Here is a 16,911-nt window from a genome sequence, read left to right as displayed (position 1 = left end):
CTTACGGCTATTTCTCCTGATAATATTGATTCAAAAACTTCACTACAGAATAGCCAACTTCCTTTCCTAAATTAACCGGAACGGCATTGCCAATTTGCTTGTATTGCTGAGCAACTGACCCCGAAAACTTCCAATCATCTGGAAAAGTTTGAATACGAGCATATTCTCTAACGGTAAAAGGCCTAGTTTCTTCAGGATGGCAACGTTCTGTTTGTTTTTGAGCCGGACTACAAGTTAAAGTCAAACAAGGTTCATCCCAACCGATTCTTCTTGCTATACCTGTTTTTCCACCACCTAAATAAAAACTTCCTCCCATAAAAGATTTTTGAATTTCTAATGGTAAATCCCTCCAATATCCTTTTGGCGGAACCAAGTCCAATACTTCAATTTTACTTTTAGGATATTTCGAACCTTCTGATTTAGGAACATCACATTCAAATAAATCTCCTTTTTTTAGTGCATCACTCAAATTATAAATTTGTTTGTATGGTTTTGGATATTCATAACTTACATCTATATCTTTTCGAATACCAACCAAAATCAATCGCTCTCTTTTTTGAGGAACATTATAATGAATAGCTTTTAATACCTGAACAGGTACTACTCTATAACCTATTTCATCCAAAATAGAAATCATGCCTTCTAGGGTTTTACCATTATCATGACTCAACAAACCTCTTACATTTTCGCCTATACATATCGGTGGATTAACTTCTTTTACGACTCTAGCAAATTCATAAAAGAGAGTTCCTCTTGCGTCAGCTAAACCTAACTTTTTCCCAGCATAACTAAATGCTTGGCATGGAAATCCTCCAGTTACAACATCAATTTTATCTTTGTATTCAGTAAAACTAAATTGCTTTACATCTCCTTCAAGAACTTCCCAATTAGGTCTGTTATTTCTCAAGGTTTGACATGCCCACTTATCAATATCATTCAAAACAACACATTTTAAACCTGCTTTTTCCATTCCAACAGCTAAGCCTCCCGCTCCCGCAAAAAGCTCAATGACTTTGTAATCATTAAAAGGTTCAACAAAATTAGACACGGTCTCTTTTACATTTACATCTAAAAGTCCTCCAAATAAGGTGTCCAAATCGTCCTTTCTATATAAACGATAATTACTCATCGGCTCCCTTACAGCAGGAAGTTTACCATCATTATCCCATCTTCTGAGTGTTTCTTTACTTTTACCTATATACTCTGAAGCCTCTGATAAAGTCATTAATTCATTCATAACCACGTTATATAACATTATACAATGGTTACAAATCTAAATTAAAAAATTGAAAAATAAAAATAAATGTATCTATCCTATCTTATAAAATTCTTTTTAATTACCTCAAAAAAGAAAATCTTTGCTCACAAAAAATACACAAACCCAACCTCATCTTCTCTTCAACCACCCCCGCATCACTCATCCTCACCACATTCGTCACTTCTAAAAGAAATCCTTCAACAAGCTCAGGATGACAATCGTTATATCAATTGAGTTTTGTTGCTCATCGAAATTATCAAATCCGCAATTTAAAATCTGTTACAATTTATCACCCTGAGCCTGTTGAAGGGCTAGTTCTAATTTTACCTCACTCTATAACAAATCATCTGTTATCCAAAAAATAATTTCTTTAACTTTACCCAACTAACCCAACCCACATGAAAACAAAATACACCCTCATAATCCTTACAGCCATAGCCTTACTACCGCTTTGCGCTTTCTCCCAAATCACCATTACCAACACTGCCGAAGTAGCCAAAATCAAACAAGGCACAACCTTCTTCGCCATGAAAGATCCGGCTTCCCCGGCAGCAGCAGCTTATGTGGCGGCCATCAAAAAAGCCTGGACACTATCCAAAGTAGAGTGCATCAAATACACCGACGTAGAGAAAAACATTGCACCCAACAACAGCTTTGTAACTATCGGCGCCAATATGACTACATCTAACAGCACCTTGGCTTCCACCGAAACCCGCATTTACTTAGAACTGTGGACGACCAACGGCAAATACACCTACGACCCCAAGAAAAGAAGACACTTCAACCAAGCCGATAAAATTGTGGTAGCCACCATAGAACTCTTCGCCGACTTCTACGCCCAAAACAACCCAAGCGCCCTATACAAAATGGATTATGATGCCGCTGGTCACTTCAAAAACTGGGGCACAGGTGTTCTAACCAATTACCTCCAACAATTAACTTCGCTACTAAACAACGGAACAGAAACGCTAGCCAAAACCGAAATAGCCAACAAGGAAGAACTCCTCAAAATGAGCACCGCCACACTCTTCATCCCCAACTATGTGATGATCAAGTTCCCTAAAAACTCAGACGACGAAAGCAAAAGATACCCCGATAAAGAAATTTTCGATGGGATTACCCAAGCCTATAAACTATTACCCCTGGCCGAACTCAACGACAAAATCACCAACAGCACCACGCCGTTTTACTATTTGTTGTTCATCAAAACACCTACTGAGAAATTCGTCACGGTAACCAACTCCCTTAGCGGAGAAATCATTTACTCAAGTTACACCGGTTCACCCACCAATTTCAAATCAAGTGATTTAAAAGAGATACAAAAAGCATCTCTGAAAAGGTAAGAACCGTCATAATATACTTTTCACAAAAACAAAGTCTCTATTTTACAATTCCATAAAAACAATTCTATTTCATTAGATTTTATATAAAAATCAATCATAACCCCTATTTTTAATAGTGTTGATTTCGATATATAATGATTGTTTTTTATTTTTACCCTAAATTTTAAAGGGTATAGTAAAGATGAAAATAGAAAAGCGCTGGATTTTTTCCTTTCTGACGGTTACTGCAGTAGCCTTAACCGGTTTATTTTGGCCCGAAAAGCTAGCCGATAACAACAGTGCTTTCAATGCCGTTGACACCATCAACTACGCCGATGTGGCTTGGTTGCTTACCGCTTCTTGTTTGGTTTTATTAATGACCCCAGGCTTGTCGTTCTTCTATGGCGGTATGGTGGGCAAAAAAAATGTCATCTCTACTATGCTCAAAAGCTTCATCTGTTTGGGTGTCGTGAGCTTGCTTTGGGTTACCGTTGGCTTCTCCCTATCCTTTGGCGCTCCGATTGGCCCAACCATCAATGGCGTGCACTATGGCATCATTGGCAACCCGTTTGACTTTGCTTTCTTTAGCTATGTCGAAATGCACCCGCACAAAACCATGGCTTCTTCGATACCTTTCATTTTATTTGCTTTGTTCCAAATGAAATTCGCTGTCATAACACCGGCCATCATTACCGGTGCCCTCGCGGAACGCATCCGTTTCATCTCCTTTTTGCTCTTTATTTGTTTGTTCACTGTTTGTATCTACGCGCCTTTATGCCACATGATTTGGCACCCCAACGGTCTCTTGGGAAGCTATTTCGGGGTAAAGGATTTCGCTGGTGGAACGGTCGTTCACATGAGTGCAGGTTTCGCGGCTTTGGCTGGTGTTTTGGTTTTAGGTAAAAGAAAAAATAGCGAGCACATCCCAACGAATATTCCGTTTGTACTACTAGGCACCGGAATGCTCTGGTTCGGTTGGTTTGGGTTTAATGCCGGTTCGGCTTTGGCCGCCAATGCTACTGCGGCTATGGCTTTTGCTACGACCACCATTTGCTCAGCCTCGGCCATGCTAAGCTGGGTATTCTTTGACCGAATGAACGGCAGAAAAGTATCTGCCCTAGGCGCTTGTATAGGCGCTGTGGTTGGATTGGTAGTAATCACACCTTCAGCCGGTTATGTCACGATTCCACAAAGTATTTTCTTCGGTTTCATAGGCGCCATAGTCTCCAACAAAATGGTCTATTGGAAAAAACTAAAACAAATTGATGATACTTTAGACGTATTCGCCTGTCACGGCGTAGGCGGAATCATGGGGATGATTTTAACAGCCATTTTTGCCAAAGGAGAAAACGCAAGCTTACTATACGGTGGCTGGAGTGTTTTCGGACATCACATGATGGCTTTGGTTTTGGTTTCTATCTTCACTTTTGGCGGTGCCTATGCGTTGTTCAAGCTAACCAATATCATGATCCCAATCCGAGTTTCCGAAGAATCCGAAAACATGGGATTAGATTTGTCACAACACGGGGAGAAGTTTTAAGGGTCATAACCACAGATCAATAAAGGTTGCGAGTTGCAGATTAACATTAAGAAGTTAAGTAAAATTAAGGGCTTCATTAAGACTTAATAATACTTAATGCAAAATCTTAACTCCTTAATGGTAAAAAATGTCGGGTTTGAAGCGATAAAAACTCCCTACTTCCTCATTCCTCCAACAACAAATTCGCCAACGCATTATCGCGATCATAAATATCTTTGTGGAAATTCACTAACCCATCGTCATCCACCCAAGCGGTGAAGTAGCCAATATAAACCGGAATCTTATGCTTTAGGGTATACCATTTTTCTTTACCGCCGTTCATGGCAACCTCTATTTTTTCAGGCGTCCAATTCGGATCGTCTTGCAAAATCAAGTTGGCCAATTCTTTGGGCTTTTGCACTCGAATACAACCATGACTAAAAGCCCTTTTCTCCTGACTGAACAAGTTCTTAGAAGGCGTATCGTGTAAATAAATATTATTAGAATTCGGGAACAAAAACTTCACTAAACCCAATGAATTGTTCGGTCCGGGTTTCTGACGAATCATTTCGCCTTTCCACTCCATATTATGTTTGGCCAAATAGTTAGGATTCTTTTTAATCGCCGGAAGAATTTCCTTGTTCTTAATGCTGGTTGGTACATTCCAATACGGACTAAAAACAATATAACTCATCATGCCACTGAAAATAACGGTTTCATTCAAGGCTGTTCCCACCACTACATTTGAAATCAATGCTGCTTTTCCTTCTTTAAAATACGTCAGGCGATAGGACGGAATGTTAACCACTATGAGTTCTTTAGACTTAGTCAAATCGGTAGAAATCCAACGACAGCGCTCCATATTAACCATGATGGTTTTGATTCGGTCACTTATAGACACATTCATTTCGGCTATGTGTTTGGGTAAAATAATTTTATCTTCCGAAAACCCGTTGCGCTTTTTGTACTTCATAATGGCTTGTTCCAAAGATTCATCGTAAACAGCACTTTTAGAATCGGTTTCAATATCTGAAGTCAAAAATAATCGGCTCCTGATTTGCAACACTAAATCAGAACTGTCACCAGGCTTTAATTGCTTGAAATCTTCGGGAGTTACAATGGCTGTCCAACCGCCATTCTTTTCAATGGTGCGGTATTTTTGTAATACACTTTTCAGCTTATAGTATTGCCCAATCATTTGCTCTTTGTTGTCAATGAGTTTCGGATCAACCAACAAAGAATCTAAATATTGAACATAAGACTGTTTTTTTCGGGGCAAATACCAACCTAACTCTTCTACTTTAGTTTCATCTATTCCTTGAAGCACTTTGTTGGTATAATAGAAATAGTAATTGGTCAGAAATAATTCGACATCCACATTAGGTTTCGCAGCCGTTTTTTGGAACAAACCATCCAGAATATCTTTGTAGGGAACTTTCGCCTGAACACCTTCTTCAAACAAGTTATTCATTTTGTTGTAAATGACTTCGGCGGTTTCTTTGCGCCCTTTTTTGTCATACCAAATAAAGTTGTATTGGTTTTTTTGATAGAGCTCAACGGCTTGCTTTTTATACAAGACCAACTTAGGGTATTTGGCATAAAAAACCGCTACTTGAGTGCTGTCAAAAGTCAAGGAAACATTTTCCGGTTGAAACTTGCTTTCTGTTAGTAATGTTTTCTGCTCTTTCTTGGCGCAATACCATCCGGTTAAAGAAAACCCGAGTACTAAAACAACCAGTACAACGCCAATCCATTGTTGTTCTTTCATAACCAACCGTATATTCATCCTATAAAATTACAAAAAGTAATCGGCTAAATAAACACTAAATCGTATATTTACTTTTGATTACAACTGTCTAAAAAACAAGATAATGAAAAATATACTACTGCTTCTGGTCTTCACTTTCAGTCTTTCTTTGGCAAAAGCGCAAGAGAAAGAGCAAATTAATACCGTTTTAGATGCCTGGCACAAAGCCGCCGCTGAAGCCAATTTCAACAACTATTTTGATGCCATGGCCGAAGAATCTATCTTCATTGGCACAGACGCTACCGAGAATTGGAACAAAACCGATTTTAAAGCGTTTGCCAAACCTTATTTCGACAAAGGAAAAGCCTGGAACTTCACCGCTTTAGAACGCAATATTTACTTTAGTGACGATAAAAAAACTGCTTGGTTTGACGAGTTATTGAATACCCAAATGAAAATCTGTCGTGGCTCAGGCGTAATGGTTTTGATTAACGGCCAGTGGAAAATTAAACATTATGTCCTTTCCATGACCATCCCTAATGACAACATAGAAGAGGTCTTAAAGGTAAAAGCTCCTATTGAAGACAAACTCATTACTACACTAAAAGAAAAAAAATAATTTTTCTAACTTCTTCAAATCCATAGTCTTTCTTTTCTCGTAAATGAGAATAAGAACCCCAAATTATATGACTATGGACATCAACAAAAAAATCAATGCTTTGTTCGGCACTATAGTTTTTATAGTGCTGTTTACACTGATTTTATTGGCTTATTACATAGCCCTGTTTGCTCCCGTATTAAAAAACAGCTTGTAGTATTCAAGCTAAAAAGACAACAACACCCTACACTAAATATCAGGTTAGTTTTGTTTTTGTTTTGAGAAAAGCGCTGCTGGTTTAAGTAGCGCTTTTTTGATTTTTTTTGATTTAGTAAAACCAAAATCTAAATCCCCTCGTACATGAGGGAAACAAAAAACAAATAGAATATGAAAATTAACAAAACCGTAAAGAGAATAGCATTAAGTCTACTCGGAGTAGTAGTGTTGCTTTTCGGCATCTTGGTTTATCATATTGCCAATGCCAGACCAGTAGAAAATGCCACGATTCAAATCAGTCGCATTGATTTTGACCAACCTTTTGATTCCCTGAGTACTGTTGCCATTAAAGAAAAGCTTCACAGTATCAAAGGTGTTAAAAGCGACATTATCGTTAAAAGAAATGTGGTAGTTTATTTTCACGACAACTCCATTGCCGACTCCAAAAAAGTCTATGATGAATTAATGTCTAAAGGCAATTACAAAGCCGAACGTTTTATCCTTCCGCCGAGTTTAGCCGCCAAACAAGTTTGTCCGGTGATGGAAAAGGACAGCTATAAGTACAAGTTCAGTAAGTTTATTCAAGGAATTTTTAATTAATCTTCAAATTATATCATTATGAAAAAGTTTTCAAAATTAGCACTAAGTGCTTTAGTCTTCGGAGCGATAGTATTCACTTCTTGCAGTGACGATGATTCATCTCCACCGGCAACACCTTCCATCTACGAGAGATTAGGAGGAACAACGATGGTTGCCGATCCTGACAATCCGGGACAAATGATTGAACAAGGTCGTTTAAGTTACCGTAAAGTAGTCAACACCACAGTAGGTTTAATTGTTGCCGATGTGCAAGCCGGAGCTTCAGGCAATTTAGGCGCACACTTTGCTCCTGTTTTAACTGAAGTTGGCGCAGGTAACACTACCAACTTAGCCATTTTGGTGGACAACCTTACCGACTTCTTCTCATTCAACACCGGAGGAACCAATGCGGTAAATACCTATTCAGGTTTGGATATGGTAACGGCGCACAACCCGGCTTTGAACCCAAGAATGGGCACCACTTCAACCAATGCTAATTACACAAAATTTGTTGGCTATGTTGGAGCAGCAGCCAATCAAAACGGTGTAGCATCTAATACACAATTGTATACCGACATCGTTGCAGTATTGGAATCTTTAAGAGATCCAATAGTGCAATAATAACTCACTTTATTATTGTATAAAACGCTACCTTTTGGGTAGCGTTTTGCTTTATCGGGAATGCTTACTTAAGATTCTCTAACATCTCGACTGTCATCGAAGCCAAGTCGAATTTATGCTTCCAATGCCAATCTTTTTGCGCTGCAGTATCATCAATAGAAGCCGGCCAACTGTCAGCAATCTTCTGACGGAAATCAGGTTGATACGAAATGGTAAAATCAGGAATATGGTTTTTGATTTCCGCTGCGATTTCTTTTGGCGTAAAACTCACTCCGGCTAAATTATACGAAGAGCGAATCTTAATGCTTTCACTCGGGGCTTGCATAATTTCTACCGTCGCCCGAATCGCGTCATCCATATACATCATAGGCAACGCGGTATCTTCTGAAAGGAAGCATTCATATTTACCTTCTTTCAAAGCTTTGTGGTAAATATCAACGGCATAATCCGTAGTACCGCCACCAGGTTCGGTTGACCAACTGATTAAACCCGGATAACGAATACTTCGCACATCAACACCGTAAATGTTATGGTAATATTCACACCATCTTTCACCGGTTTGTTTGCTGATTCCGTAAACGGTTGTCGGCTCCATAATGGTATATTGTGGCGTGTTTATTCTTGGTGTTGTAGGCCCGAAAACCGCTATACTTGAGGGCCAAAATATCTTTTGGATTTTTTTGGCTTTCGCCAAATTTAAAACGTGGAAGAGCGAATTCATATTCAAATCCCAAGCAAAAGCCGGATTTTTTTCAGCCGTCGCCGAAAGCAAAGCGGCCATCAAATAGACATCGGTGATTTGGTATTGTTCGATTAAATGTTCAATCTGATTGTAATCTAAAGCATTCACAACTTCAAAGATGCCTTCGTTGACAATATCAATATTCAATTTTCGAATGTCGGAAGCGATAACATTGTCAACGCCGTAAATGTTTCTTAGTTTTTTGGTCAGCTCGGTTCCAATTTGTCCGCAAGCACCAATAATTAGGATTTTAGTACTCATTTAGTGTGTTTTATTCCGCTACGCTACATACAGTTCGTCTGCGACTCGGGTGTTTTGTCCGGCAAAGATAACGTTTTCGTAACTTTTAATCGGACAAAATCTTTTCCAAAAAATTACAATGCCTTTAACTACTTCATACTGAACTTTCCTTTTACCTTTGTACCTTTGCCACTTAAAACATTTTTGATGAAAATTTATTTTTCAGGCCTGTTATTGATGTTGCTTTGCTTGGTCTCTTGTCAAGAAGACCCAAAAATCCGCCTATGGGAACAAGAAAAAGAAGCCAAGAAACAAGAAGTCATTTTCAACAACATTAACAAAGGTTGGAATTTCAACACCCAACTTGCTAATGAAACCGCTCGGTCGCTAACCACAAATTGGAACGAATGGCGTGTGTTTTTAAATGAATTGGGACAAAAACCCAAAAGCAGTATTGGCGCTTTTAAAGCTAAAGCCAAAGCACTTTCCAAAAAAGCAGCTGATTTAAATAACAATATTCCGCCAATGTTTTCTGTTCCCGAAATTAAAAGCAGAATTGCCACCATCAATACCAAAATTAACTCTATCAATCTTTTCATCAATCTACAACAGATTCCGGACACTAAAATTGTGAAATTGGTACAAGAAATTAATATCGAAGTCGCTTCATTACAGTTCCAGCTCGATGAAATTACCCGCAAGAGTAACATCAAAATCGAAGATGGTGAAAATGATATGTTGCGCATGTTAGACACGAGCAGAGCGATTCCTTCAACGCCCGATCCAAATTTAAAACCACGTCAATAAGATTTGAGCCAAAACTCTTTATATAAAAGTTATTTTCATTCAGCTAAGGTCAAACAAATAGCGGACTGTTTAGAAACTCCTTTGGCTAAAGTGCAGTTAAAAGGACTTTTGGGCTCGTCGTTGTCGTTTGTATTTCAAGCTGTTTTTAAGAAAAGTGAGAAACCTTTCTTATTAATTCTAAACGAAAAAGAAGAAGCGGCTTATTACTTAAACGATTTGGAACAAATGATTGGTGCCAATGATGTACTGTTTTACCCAAGTTCGTATCGTCGTCCGTACCAAATAGAAGAAACTGATAATGCCAATGTATTATTGCGTTCCGAAGTCTTAAACCGAATCAATTCCCGTAAAAAACCGGCCGTAATTGTCACTTATCCCGAAGCGCTTTTTGAAAAAGTAGTTACCCGAAAAGAACTCGACAAAAACACTTTAAAAGTTGCGGTTGGTGACAATGTTTCCATCGATTTTATCAACGAAGTGTTATTCGAATACGAATTCAAAAGAGTAGATTTTATCACTGAACCGGGCGAGTTTTCTGTTCGTGGCGGAATTCTGGATGTGTTTTCTTTTTCCAATGACAATCCATATCGTATTGAGTTTTTTGGCAATGAAGTTGATAGTATCCGAACCTTTGATGTGGCCACCCAATTGTCGGTAGAAAAGCAAACCAAGATTACCATCATCCCAAATCTTGAAAACAAATTCATCAAGGAAAACCGCGAAAGTTTCCTCGATTACATCAGCGATAAAACCGTGTTATGCATTGAAAACACCGAGTTTCTGACTTCGCAACTCGACAAACTTTTCGGTAAAGCCATCGAAACTTTTGACAAATTGTCTAAAGACGTCAAACACGCTTCGCCCGAACATTTATTCTTAAACCAAGAAGGATTTTTGCGCAAAGCCTTAGATTTTTCCATCATAGAATTATCGAACAAACCGTTGTTCAAAACGGCTAAAACTTTTGAATTTCACATACAACCTCAACCTTCGTTTAACAAGCAATTTGATTTGTTATTGAACAATTTGAGCGATAATCATTTTAACGGTTATACTAATTATTTGTACTGTGCCAATGAAGGTCAGGCGAATCGTTTTCATGATATTTTTGAAAGTTTAGATGAAGAAAATCATGAGAATATCCGCAAGCAATACCATACGATAGTTTCGTCTTTGTACCAAGGTTTCATCGATGAAGAAAACCAAATTGCCTGTTATACCGACCATCAAATTTTTGAGCGCTACCACAAATTCAGTATTAAAAACGGTTATTCTAAAAAGCAAACGCTGACTTTAAAAGAACTGAATTCGCTTTCTGTTGGCGATTATGTAACGCATATTGATCATGGTATTGGGAAATTTGGCGGACTGCAAAAAATACAAGTCGAAGGCAAAACGCAAGAAGCCATCAAACTGGTTTATGCCGATAATGATATTGTTTACGTCAGCATCCATTCGCTGCATAAAATCTCGAAATACAACGGTAAAGACGGAACACCACCGAAGATTTACAAACTCGGTTCCAACGCCTGGAAAGTTTTAAAACAAAAAACCAAAGCCCGTGTCAAACACATTGCCTTTAACTTAATTCAATTATACGCCAAGCGAAGATTGGAAAAAGGCTTCCAATTTGCACCCGATAGTTATTTGCAAAAAGAATTAGAAAGCTCGTTTATTTACGAAGATACGCCCGACCAAATTACGGCCACGCAAGACGTTAAAGCCGATATGGAAAAAGACCGTCCGATGGACCGATTGGTTTGTGGCGATGTAGGTTTTGGGAAAACGGAAGTTGCCATTCGTGCCGCTTTCAAAGCAGTGGACAATAGTAAGCAAGTGGCTGTTTTGGTACCAACAACCATTTTAGCCTACCAACATTACCGTACTTTCTCAGAGCGTTTGAAAGACATGCCGGTGAAAGTCGGTTATTTAAATCGATTCCGAACTGCTAAGCAAAAAGCCCAAACTTTAGAAGAATTGGCTTCCGGCAAATTAGATATCATCATTGGTACACACCAATTGGTCAACAAAAATGTACAGTTTAAAGATTTAGGATTGTTGATTGTAGACGAAGAACAAAAGTTTGGCGTTAACGTAAAAGACAAACTCAAAACTATCGCTGCGAATGTCGATACCTTGACTTTGACAGCAACTCCGATTCCGAGAACGCTACAATTTTCGTTGATGGCCGCTCGAGATTTATCCGTAATTACAACGCCACCGCCGAATCGTTATCCTATCGAATCGCAAGTGGTTGGGTTTAATGAAGAGTTGATACGCGATGCGATTTCGTATGAAATTCAAAGAAATGGTCAAGTGTTTTTTATCAACAACCGAATCGAGAATATCAAAGAAATTGCCGGTATGATTCAGCGACTAGTTCCCGATGCACGCGTTGGCATTGGTCACGGTCAAATGGAAGGCACGAAGTTAGAAGAATTGATGCTTGGCTTTATGAATGGTGATTTTGATGTTTTGGTTGCCACAACTATTATCGAAAGTGGTTTGGATGTCCCGAATGCCAATACGATTTTCATCAATAATGCGAATAATTTCGGCTTGTCTGATTTGCACCAAATGCGTGGTCGCGTAGGACGAAGCAATAAAAAAGCGTTTTGTTATTTTATTTGTCCGCCGTATTCGGCCATGACCGAAGATGCACGAAAAAGGATCCAGGCGTTGGAACAATTCAGCGAATTAGGAAGTGGTTTTAACATTGCGATGAAGGATTTAGAGATTCGCGGTGCCGGAGATTTATTGGGTGGAGAACAAAGTGGTTTTATCAACGAAATTGGTTTTGAAACCTACCAAAAAATCATGAACGAAGCCATTGAAGAGTTAAAAGAAAACGAATTCAAAGAATTATACAGCGAAGAAAACGAAGACGAAAACAAGGAATATGTAAAAGATTTACAAATTGACACCGACTTTGAATTACTCTTCCCTGACGAATACATCAACAACATTTCGGAGCGATTGAATTTGTATAATGAATTGGGCACTATTAAAAATGAAGAAGGATTAATTGCCTACGAAAATAAACTGATTGACCGTTTTGGACCGTTGCCCAAAGAAGCCAAAGCATTGTTAAACAGCATCCGCATCAAATGGATTGCCACGCATGTAGGTATCGAAAGAATCGTCATGAAACAAGGCAAACTGATTGGTTATTTTGTCTCCGACCAACAATCGGCTTATTACAATTCGAAGCAATTCCGACACATGTTACAGTTTGTACAGCAACATGGTAATATTTGTAAAATGAAAGAGAAAGAAACCAAAAACGGTTTGCGATTGTTGCTCACTTTTGAAAACGTAAAATCAATTTCCCGAGCTTTAGAGTTTATGGAATTGATGAAAAAATAATTATTCCGTTTAATTCAAAACACTACAGAAAATAAGAAAATAGGTTTTGAACCATTTAAGCCATAAAAGGAAATAGAAGTAAAAAAGGCGTTCACTAATCTGAACGCCTTCTTCTTATATAAAACTTAGATGACTTTATATGGTTCAATCTAAAACTACATTTTCAAAATTTTGAAATTGGCTTCAACTCCATTGATTTTCAACTTGAAGAAATACGTTCCGTTGGCAAACGATGACATATCTACATTCGTAGTCATTTCATTCATTTTTTGATTGAATAACAATTGGCCTTGGACATTGTAAACCAATACTTCCGAGATTGGATCTTTTGAATTTATAGTTACTTTTCCGTTGGTTGGATTAGGATAATAGCTGTAATCGATAAAATCTGCTTCTACTTCTCCCAGAGTTCCGGTACAAGTAATGGTAGCATTCCAACCCGAAGCTACTACACCTTGGTCAGCATAAAATTTAAAGGTCAATGAACCATCAGCTGCTGTCGAATTAAATGGATTTGGAAGTGCAGTACCCGTTAAACCGCCTAATGTTAAATCGGGATAGGTGTCATCTGGTCCATTGTAGATATACAAAAAGTCCCAGTTATTTTCTACATTAAAACTATTGAAAGTAACCCTTAATTTCAATCCCGAATTAGACGGAACCATGGTTCTGGTCCAAGACTCATTGTTTGTATAATTTGATGAAACGCCTCCTGAATCTGTAAACAAAGTATTATTACAATAATCTGTTGCATGGGTAGCAAATATTTGATCTCTGCTTGCCGGAGTAACATCCGTACACAATGGTCTGACTCTGATTCTGTAATAAGTATTAACATTTAAACCGGAAACACTGTAACTATTGGTTTGTACTGTATTCCAAACCGCTGTTGCTGTTGCAGGGGTAACGGAAATTTGCCATGTTGTATTAGACCCGATATCTGTCCAAGTAATGAAAGCTGAATCAGTCGTAACATTGGTTACTGTTATAGCTGTAACGGTGTTGATACAAGTATTGATACAATCTACACTCAAACACGATTTACTGTCTATATTATTGACTAATAATTCGGCCGGTTGTGGTCCGAATCCGTTGTTAAAACTAATCCCAACTCCTGAAATTAAGTGACAATAACTCATGATAGTTCCTTTTTCTTCAGGTACCGGAATTGGCCCTTGAGGACAAGTTCCTTCTGTATATCCTGCTTGTTGTCCACAACCGTCAATCGCAGTATTGTTGCCATTCCATGAACATCGGTGCGTGTGAGGTGATCCAAGTGAATGTCCAAACTCATGGGTAATTACTTGAACCGTCCAAGAATAAGTAGGAACCGTTGAATAAGCAAAATTCACATCAGAATAAGCATAATTATTTTGTGTACACAAAGTATTCAAATAAGCAACACCTCCTAACGATCCTGCATCAATACCTACTAAATGTCCAACATCTCCATCAAAGATTGTTCTTGTGTCGCGAAATGCAGTTAAATATGTACTCGAGGAATTTCCGATTCCGTTATAAGGATCTAACTGAGTCCAAATAAAAATAGATTTTAGTCCGGTAGAAATTCCATCAAATTCAAATAAGGTTTGAACGTTATTGGAAACAGAAGTCATCCAATTGGTGGTAGTAGTAACATTACTACCGTTACTTAAGTACAAATTATTATCAACTTCATAATAAAAGGCAACACATTTCTCAGTATTAACATCTCTATTGGCCTCATTGTTAGCAATTTCAGTCAATTCTTCCTCTTTAGCACCACAGGCAAATTGATTCAAAACCTTCATTTTAGCATCGGAGTAAACAATATAATCGGTTTGGTTATTGGGTTTGTCTAATTTCCCAACAACTAAATTCCCAAATTCGGAACTCGAGATGATTCCGTTAAACTCTCCGTTAAAAAAATTAAAAGCCGAAACAGAATTCGCATTTCCTTTTATAATTCCGCGGTAATGAACTCCTTTTTCATAGGGAATGTTTTTACCCTTATCAGTGTCTACATGAAACCCTTCAACGAATGGATTGGATTGGTATAACAAAACTGAAATGATTTGGTTTTGATATGGAATTTCTAGTTCGATAGCACCATATCTATTGCTTACCACTTCATTGACTTTGGTCAAATTTAAAGTTACTAACGTAGCATCATCAACCACTTTATTCACTTCCGGATTGATGGTATTTTGAGTTGGCAACAAAACCGAAATTGCTTTAAAATCAGCGTTTGATTTTTGCAAATTGGTTACTTTTTCCGCTACTTTATTTTGTGCCATCGTTGAAATAGAAAGCAAAAAAGCAGCAAAGAGTAAAACATTTTTCATAGCTTATTGGGTATAGTTTTTTGTAAAGTTATTGAAATTCAATTCAAAACTATTTTTTATTATAAATTTTAGTATTTGTTTATTGATATTCACTCATCAAATAAATAACCAAAAATAAATTAATGTAATCTAAAAATGATAAAAAGCATCTTCAATGTGTTCTATTTTGTATTGGCTGTTTTCTTTAAAAATGGCGATAATATCAAACCGAACTTCAACATCCAAATCATTTGACGTCACATATTCATTTACGGCTTTGACTAACAATTGGATTTTCTTGGGTTTAACAAAATCTTGTGGCAACCCAAAGTCGGTTGTGGAACGCGTTTTTACCTCAACAATCGCCAGCGTATTTTCTTTTTGAGCAATAATGTCAATCTCGGCTTTTTGAAAAGTCCAATTGGTTTCCAAAATGGAATAGCCTTTCTGTTGCAGAAAATCTACTGCTAATTCTTCACCAAATTTGCCCAGTTCGTTGTGTTCAGCCATATTGATTCTACCTTCCTGTATTGCGACTAACCATTAAGAAGTTAAGTTTTTACATTAAGAAAAATTAAGTCTTAATGAAACCCTTAATTTTCTTAACTTCTTAATGTTTAAGATCATTCAAAAACTACTTTACTGGTCTCAGCCGTAACTTCCATCGAAATTTGTCTGCCAAAAATCAACGCTCTATTATCTCTGATATGTCCGGCCGGAAAGTTATAAATGATAGGGATATTTAATCCTTTTACCGTGTCTTCAATAATTTCCAAAGCATTTCTTCCCCATGGGATGTCGTTGTCTTTCATGTCGGTCATGCCACCAACAATGATTCCTTTCAAACTACTCAAACAGCCGTTTCGTTTTAAATTCATCATCATGCGGTCGATGTGGTATAGATATTCGTCTAAATCTTCTATAAAAAGAATTTTATCATTACATTCAATCGCAGATTCAGAACCTAACAAACTATATAAAATAGATAGGTTTCCGCCAACCAATTCGCCTTTGGCTTTGCCCAAATGATTCAAAGCATCACAATCTAAAGTGTATTGTAGTTTCTCGCCGAATAATGCGGTGCAAAGTGAATTTTTCGCGTCATCTGTGGCTCTTGCCACACTCACCGGCATAATCGCATGTAAAGATTCGATGCCCATTCGGTTTAAATGACTGTGCAAAACGGTTACATCGCTAAAACCAATAATCCATTTTGGGTTTTGTTTGAACTTCGTAAAATCTAATTGGTCAATGATTTTTACCGTTCCATATCCACCACGAACGCACCAAATCGCTTTGATATTCGGATTATCCATTTGTTCTTGAAAATCAGCGGTTCGTTGTTCGGTTGTTCCGGCCAATTGGTAATAATCTAAACCAATGGTGTTGCCGATTTTAACTTTCAAACCCCAACCTTCAAGTAGGTCAATCGTCGGTTTTAAATTATCATCAATATTTTTTCTAGCGGTGGAAACGATGGCAATCGTGTCGCCTTTTTGAAGATATGGTGGTGTAATCATCTTTTTTTGGGAATAAGAAGAAAATGTAAATAGTGAAACTAAGATTAAAAGGATTCGCATGAATCAAAAATGA

13 protein-coding genes are annotated in these 16,911 nt (G+C 37.8%); 7 read left to right on the top strand and 6 right to left on the bottom strand.

Annotated features, from left to right (window positions below):
• Positions 1-7: 7 nt before the first annotated feature.
• A complete protein-coding gene (dcm, locus tag ACK4R1_RS02560) occupies positions 8-1,237 on the bottom strand; it encodes a DNA (cytosine-5-)-methyltransferase (RefSeq protein WP_409683222.1) in 1,230 nt (409 codons plus the stop codon).
• Positions 1,238-1,656: 419 nt separating this feature from the next.
• Here dcm and ACK4R1_RS02555 point away from each other — a divergent pair, with 419 nt between their 5' ends.
• On the top strand, positions 1,657-2,601 hold the full coding sequence (locus ACK4R1_RS02555; RefSeq protein WP_409683219.1) for a hypothetical protein: 945 nt from the start codon (positions 1,657-1,659) through the stop codon (positions 2,599-2,601).
• A 181-nt stretch (positions 2,602-2,782) separates the two neighbouring features.
• Complete coding sequence (locus ACK4R1_RS02550) at positions 2,783-4,120, top strand: ammonium transporter (RefSeq protein WP_409683216.1); 1,338 nt, start codon at positions 2,783-2,785, stop codon at positions 4,118-4,120.
• A 163-nt stretch (positions 4,121-4,283) separates the two neighbouring features.
• On the opposite strand, the gene ACK4R1_RS02545 is transcribed toward ACK4R1_RS02550, so the two are convergent.
• Complete coding sequence (locus ACK4R1_RS02545) at positions 4,284-5,867, bottom strand: murein L,D-transpeptidase (RefSeq protein ID WP_409683213.1); 1,584 nt, start codon at positions 5,865-5,867, stop codon at positions 4,284-4,286.
• A gap of 103 nt (positions 5,868-5,970) precedes the next feature.
• Here ACK4R1_RS02545 and ACK4R1_RS02540 point away from each other — a divergent pair, with 103 nt between their 5' ends.
• The 3 genes from ACK4R1_RS02540 to ACK4R1_RS02530 all read left to right on the top strand — a co-directional run bounded on the left by ACK4R1_RS02540 (position 5,971) and on the right by ACK4R1_RS02530 (position 7,860).
• On the top strand, positions 5,971-6,465 hold the full coding sequence (locus ACK4R1_RS02540) for a nuclear transport factor 2 family protein (RefSeq protein ID WP_409683211.1): 495 nt from the start codon (positions 5,971-5,973) through the stop codon (positions 6,463-6,465).
• A gap of 366 nt (positions 6,466-6,831) precedes the next feature.
• Complete coding sequence (locus ACK4R1_RS02535; RefSeq protein ID WP_409683208.1) at positions 6,832-7,260, top strand: hypothetical protein; 429 nt, start codon at positions 6,832-6,834, stop codon at positions 7,258-7,260.
• Between the two features lie 18 nt (positions 7,261-7,278).
• Complete coding sequence (locus ACK4R1_RS02530) at positions 7,279-7,860, top strand: hypothetical protein (protein WP_409683206.1); 582 nt, start codon at positions 7,279-7,281, stop codon at positions 7,858-7,860.
• A gap of 64 nt (positions 7,861-7,924) precedes the next feature.
• On the opposite strand, the gene ACK4R1_RS02525 is transcribed toward ACK4R1_RS02530, so the two are convergent.
• A complete protein-coding gene (locus ACK4R1_RS02525; RefSeq protein WP_409683202.1) occupies positions 7,925-8,863 on the bottom strand; it encodes an L-threonine 3-dehydrogenase in 939 nt (312 codons plus the stop codon).
• Positions 8,864-9,049: 186 nt separating this feature from the next.
• On the opposite strand from ACK4R1_RS02525, the gene ACK4R1_RS02520 reads away from it, so the two are divergent.
• Both ACK4R1_RS02520 and mfd read left to right on the top strand, forming a co-directional pair.
• Positions 9,050-9,649 (top strand): hypothetical protein, encoded by a 600-nt coding sequence (locus ACK4R1_RS02520; RefSeq protein ID WP_409683199.1) that lies wholly within the window; start codon positions 9,050-9,052, stop codon positions 9,647-9,649.
• A gap of 3 nt (positions 9,650-9,652) precedes the next feature.
• Positions 9,653-13,015 (top strand): transcription-repair coupling factor, encoded by a 3,363-nt coding sequence (gene mfd, locus ACK4R1_RS02515; protein WP_409683196.1) that lies wholly within the window; start codon positions 9,653-9,655, stop codon positions 13,013-13,015.
• 155 nt (positions 13,016-13,170) lie between these two features.
• Here mfd and ACK4R1_RS02510 read toward each other — a convergent pair whose 3' ends face one another.
• The 3 genes from ACK4R1_RS02510 to ACK4R1_RS02500 form a co-directional block, all read right to left on the bottom strand.
• On the bottom strand, positions 13,171-15,339 hold the full coding sequence (locus ACK4R1_RS02510; RefSeq protein WP_409683193.1) for a M12 family metallo-peptidase: 2,169 nt from the start codon (positions 15,337-15,339) through the stop codon (positions 13,171-13,173).
• A 129-nt stretch (positions 15,340-15,468) separates the two neighbouring features.
• Positions 15,469-15,828 carry a YraN family protein gene (locus ACK4R1_RS02505; RefSeq protein WP_409683191.1) on the bottom strand — a complete coding sequence of 120 codons (360 nt, stop codon included), beginning with the start codon at positions 15,826-15,828 and terminating at the stop codon, positions 15,469-15,471.
• Positions 15,829-15,941: 113 nt separating this feature from the next.
• Positions 15,942-16,838 (bottom strand): LD-carboxypeptidase, encoded by an 897-nt coding sequence (locus tag ACK4R1_RS02500; RefSeq protein WP_409683188.1) that lies wholly within the window; start codon positions 16,836-16,838, stop codon positions 15,942-15,944.
• Positions 16,839-16,911 lie beyond the last annotated feature (73 nt).

The organism is Flavobacterium sp. (assembly GCF_046293665.1).
GTDB lineage: Bacteria > Bacteroidota > Bacteroidia > Flavobacteriales > Flavobacteriaceae > Flavobacterium.
This window is presented reverse-complemented; position numbering and strand designations above follow the sequence as displayed.

Excerpts from the sequence above, each read along its gene's own strand:
- ACK4R1_RS02510 (WP_409683193.1), bottom strand. The coding sequence starts at position 15,339 with ATGAAAAATGTTTTACTCTTTGCTGCTTTTTTGCTTTCTATTTCAACG.
- ACK4R1_RS02535 (WP_409683208.1), top strand. The coding sequence starts at position 6,832 with ATGAAAATTAACAAAACCGTAAAGAGAATAGCATTAAGTCTACTCGGA.
- ACK4R1_RS02530 (WP_409683206.1), top strand. The coding sequence starts at position 7,279 with ATGAAAAAGTTTTCAAAATTAGCACTAAGTGCTTTAGTCTTCGGAGCG.
- dcm (WP_409683222.1), bottom strand. The coding sequence starts at position 1,237 with ATGAATGAATTAATGACTTTATCAGAGGCTTCAGAGTATATAGGTAAA.
- ACK4R1_RS02505 (WP_409683191.1), bottom strand. The coding sequence starts at position 15,828 with ATGGCTGAACACAACGAACTGGGCAAATTTGGTGAAGAATTAGCAGTA.
- ACK4R1_RS02525 (WP_409683202.1), bottom strand. The coding sequence starts at position 8,863 with ATGAGTACTAAAATCCTAATTATTGGTGCTTGCGGACAAATTGGAACC.
- ACK4R1_RS02520 (WP_409683199.1), top strand. The coding sequence starts at position 9,050 with ATGAAAATTTATTTTTCAGGCCTGTTATTGATGTTGCTTTGCTTGGTC.
- ACK4R1_RS02550 (WP_409683216.1), top strand. The coding sequence starts at position 2,783 with ATGAAAATAGAAAAGCGCTGGATTTTTTCCTTTCTGACGGTTACTGCA.
- ACK4R1_RS02545 (WP_409683213.1), bottom strand. The coding sequence starts at position 5,867 with ATGAAAGAACAACAATGGATTGGCGTTGTACTGGTTGTTTTAGTACTC.
- ACK4R1_RS02540 (WP_409683211.1), top strand. The coding sequence starts at position 5,971 with ATGAAAAATATACTACTGCTTCTGGTCTTCACTTTCAGTCTTTCTTTG.
- ACK4R1_RS02500 (WP_409683188.1), bottom strand. The coding sequence starts at position 16,838 with ATGATTACACCACCATATCTTCAAAAAGGCGACACGATTGCCATCGTT.
- ACK4R1_RS02555 (WP_409683219.1), top strand. The coding sequence starts at position 1,657 with ATGAAAACAAAATACACCCTCATAATCCTTACAGCCATAGCCTTACTA.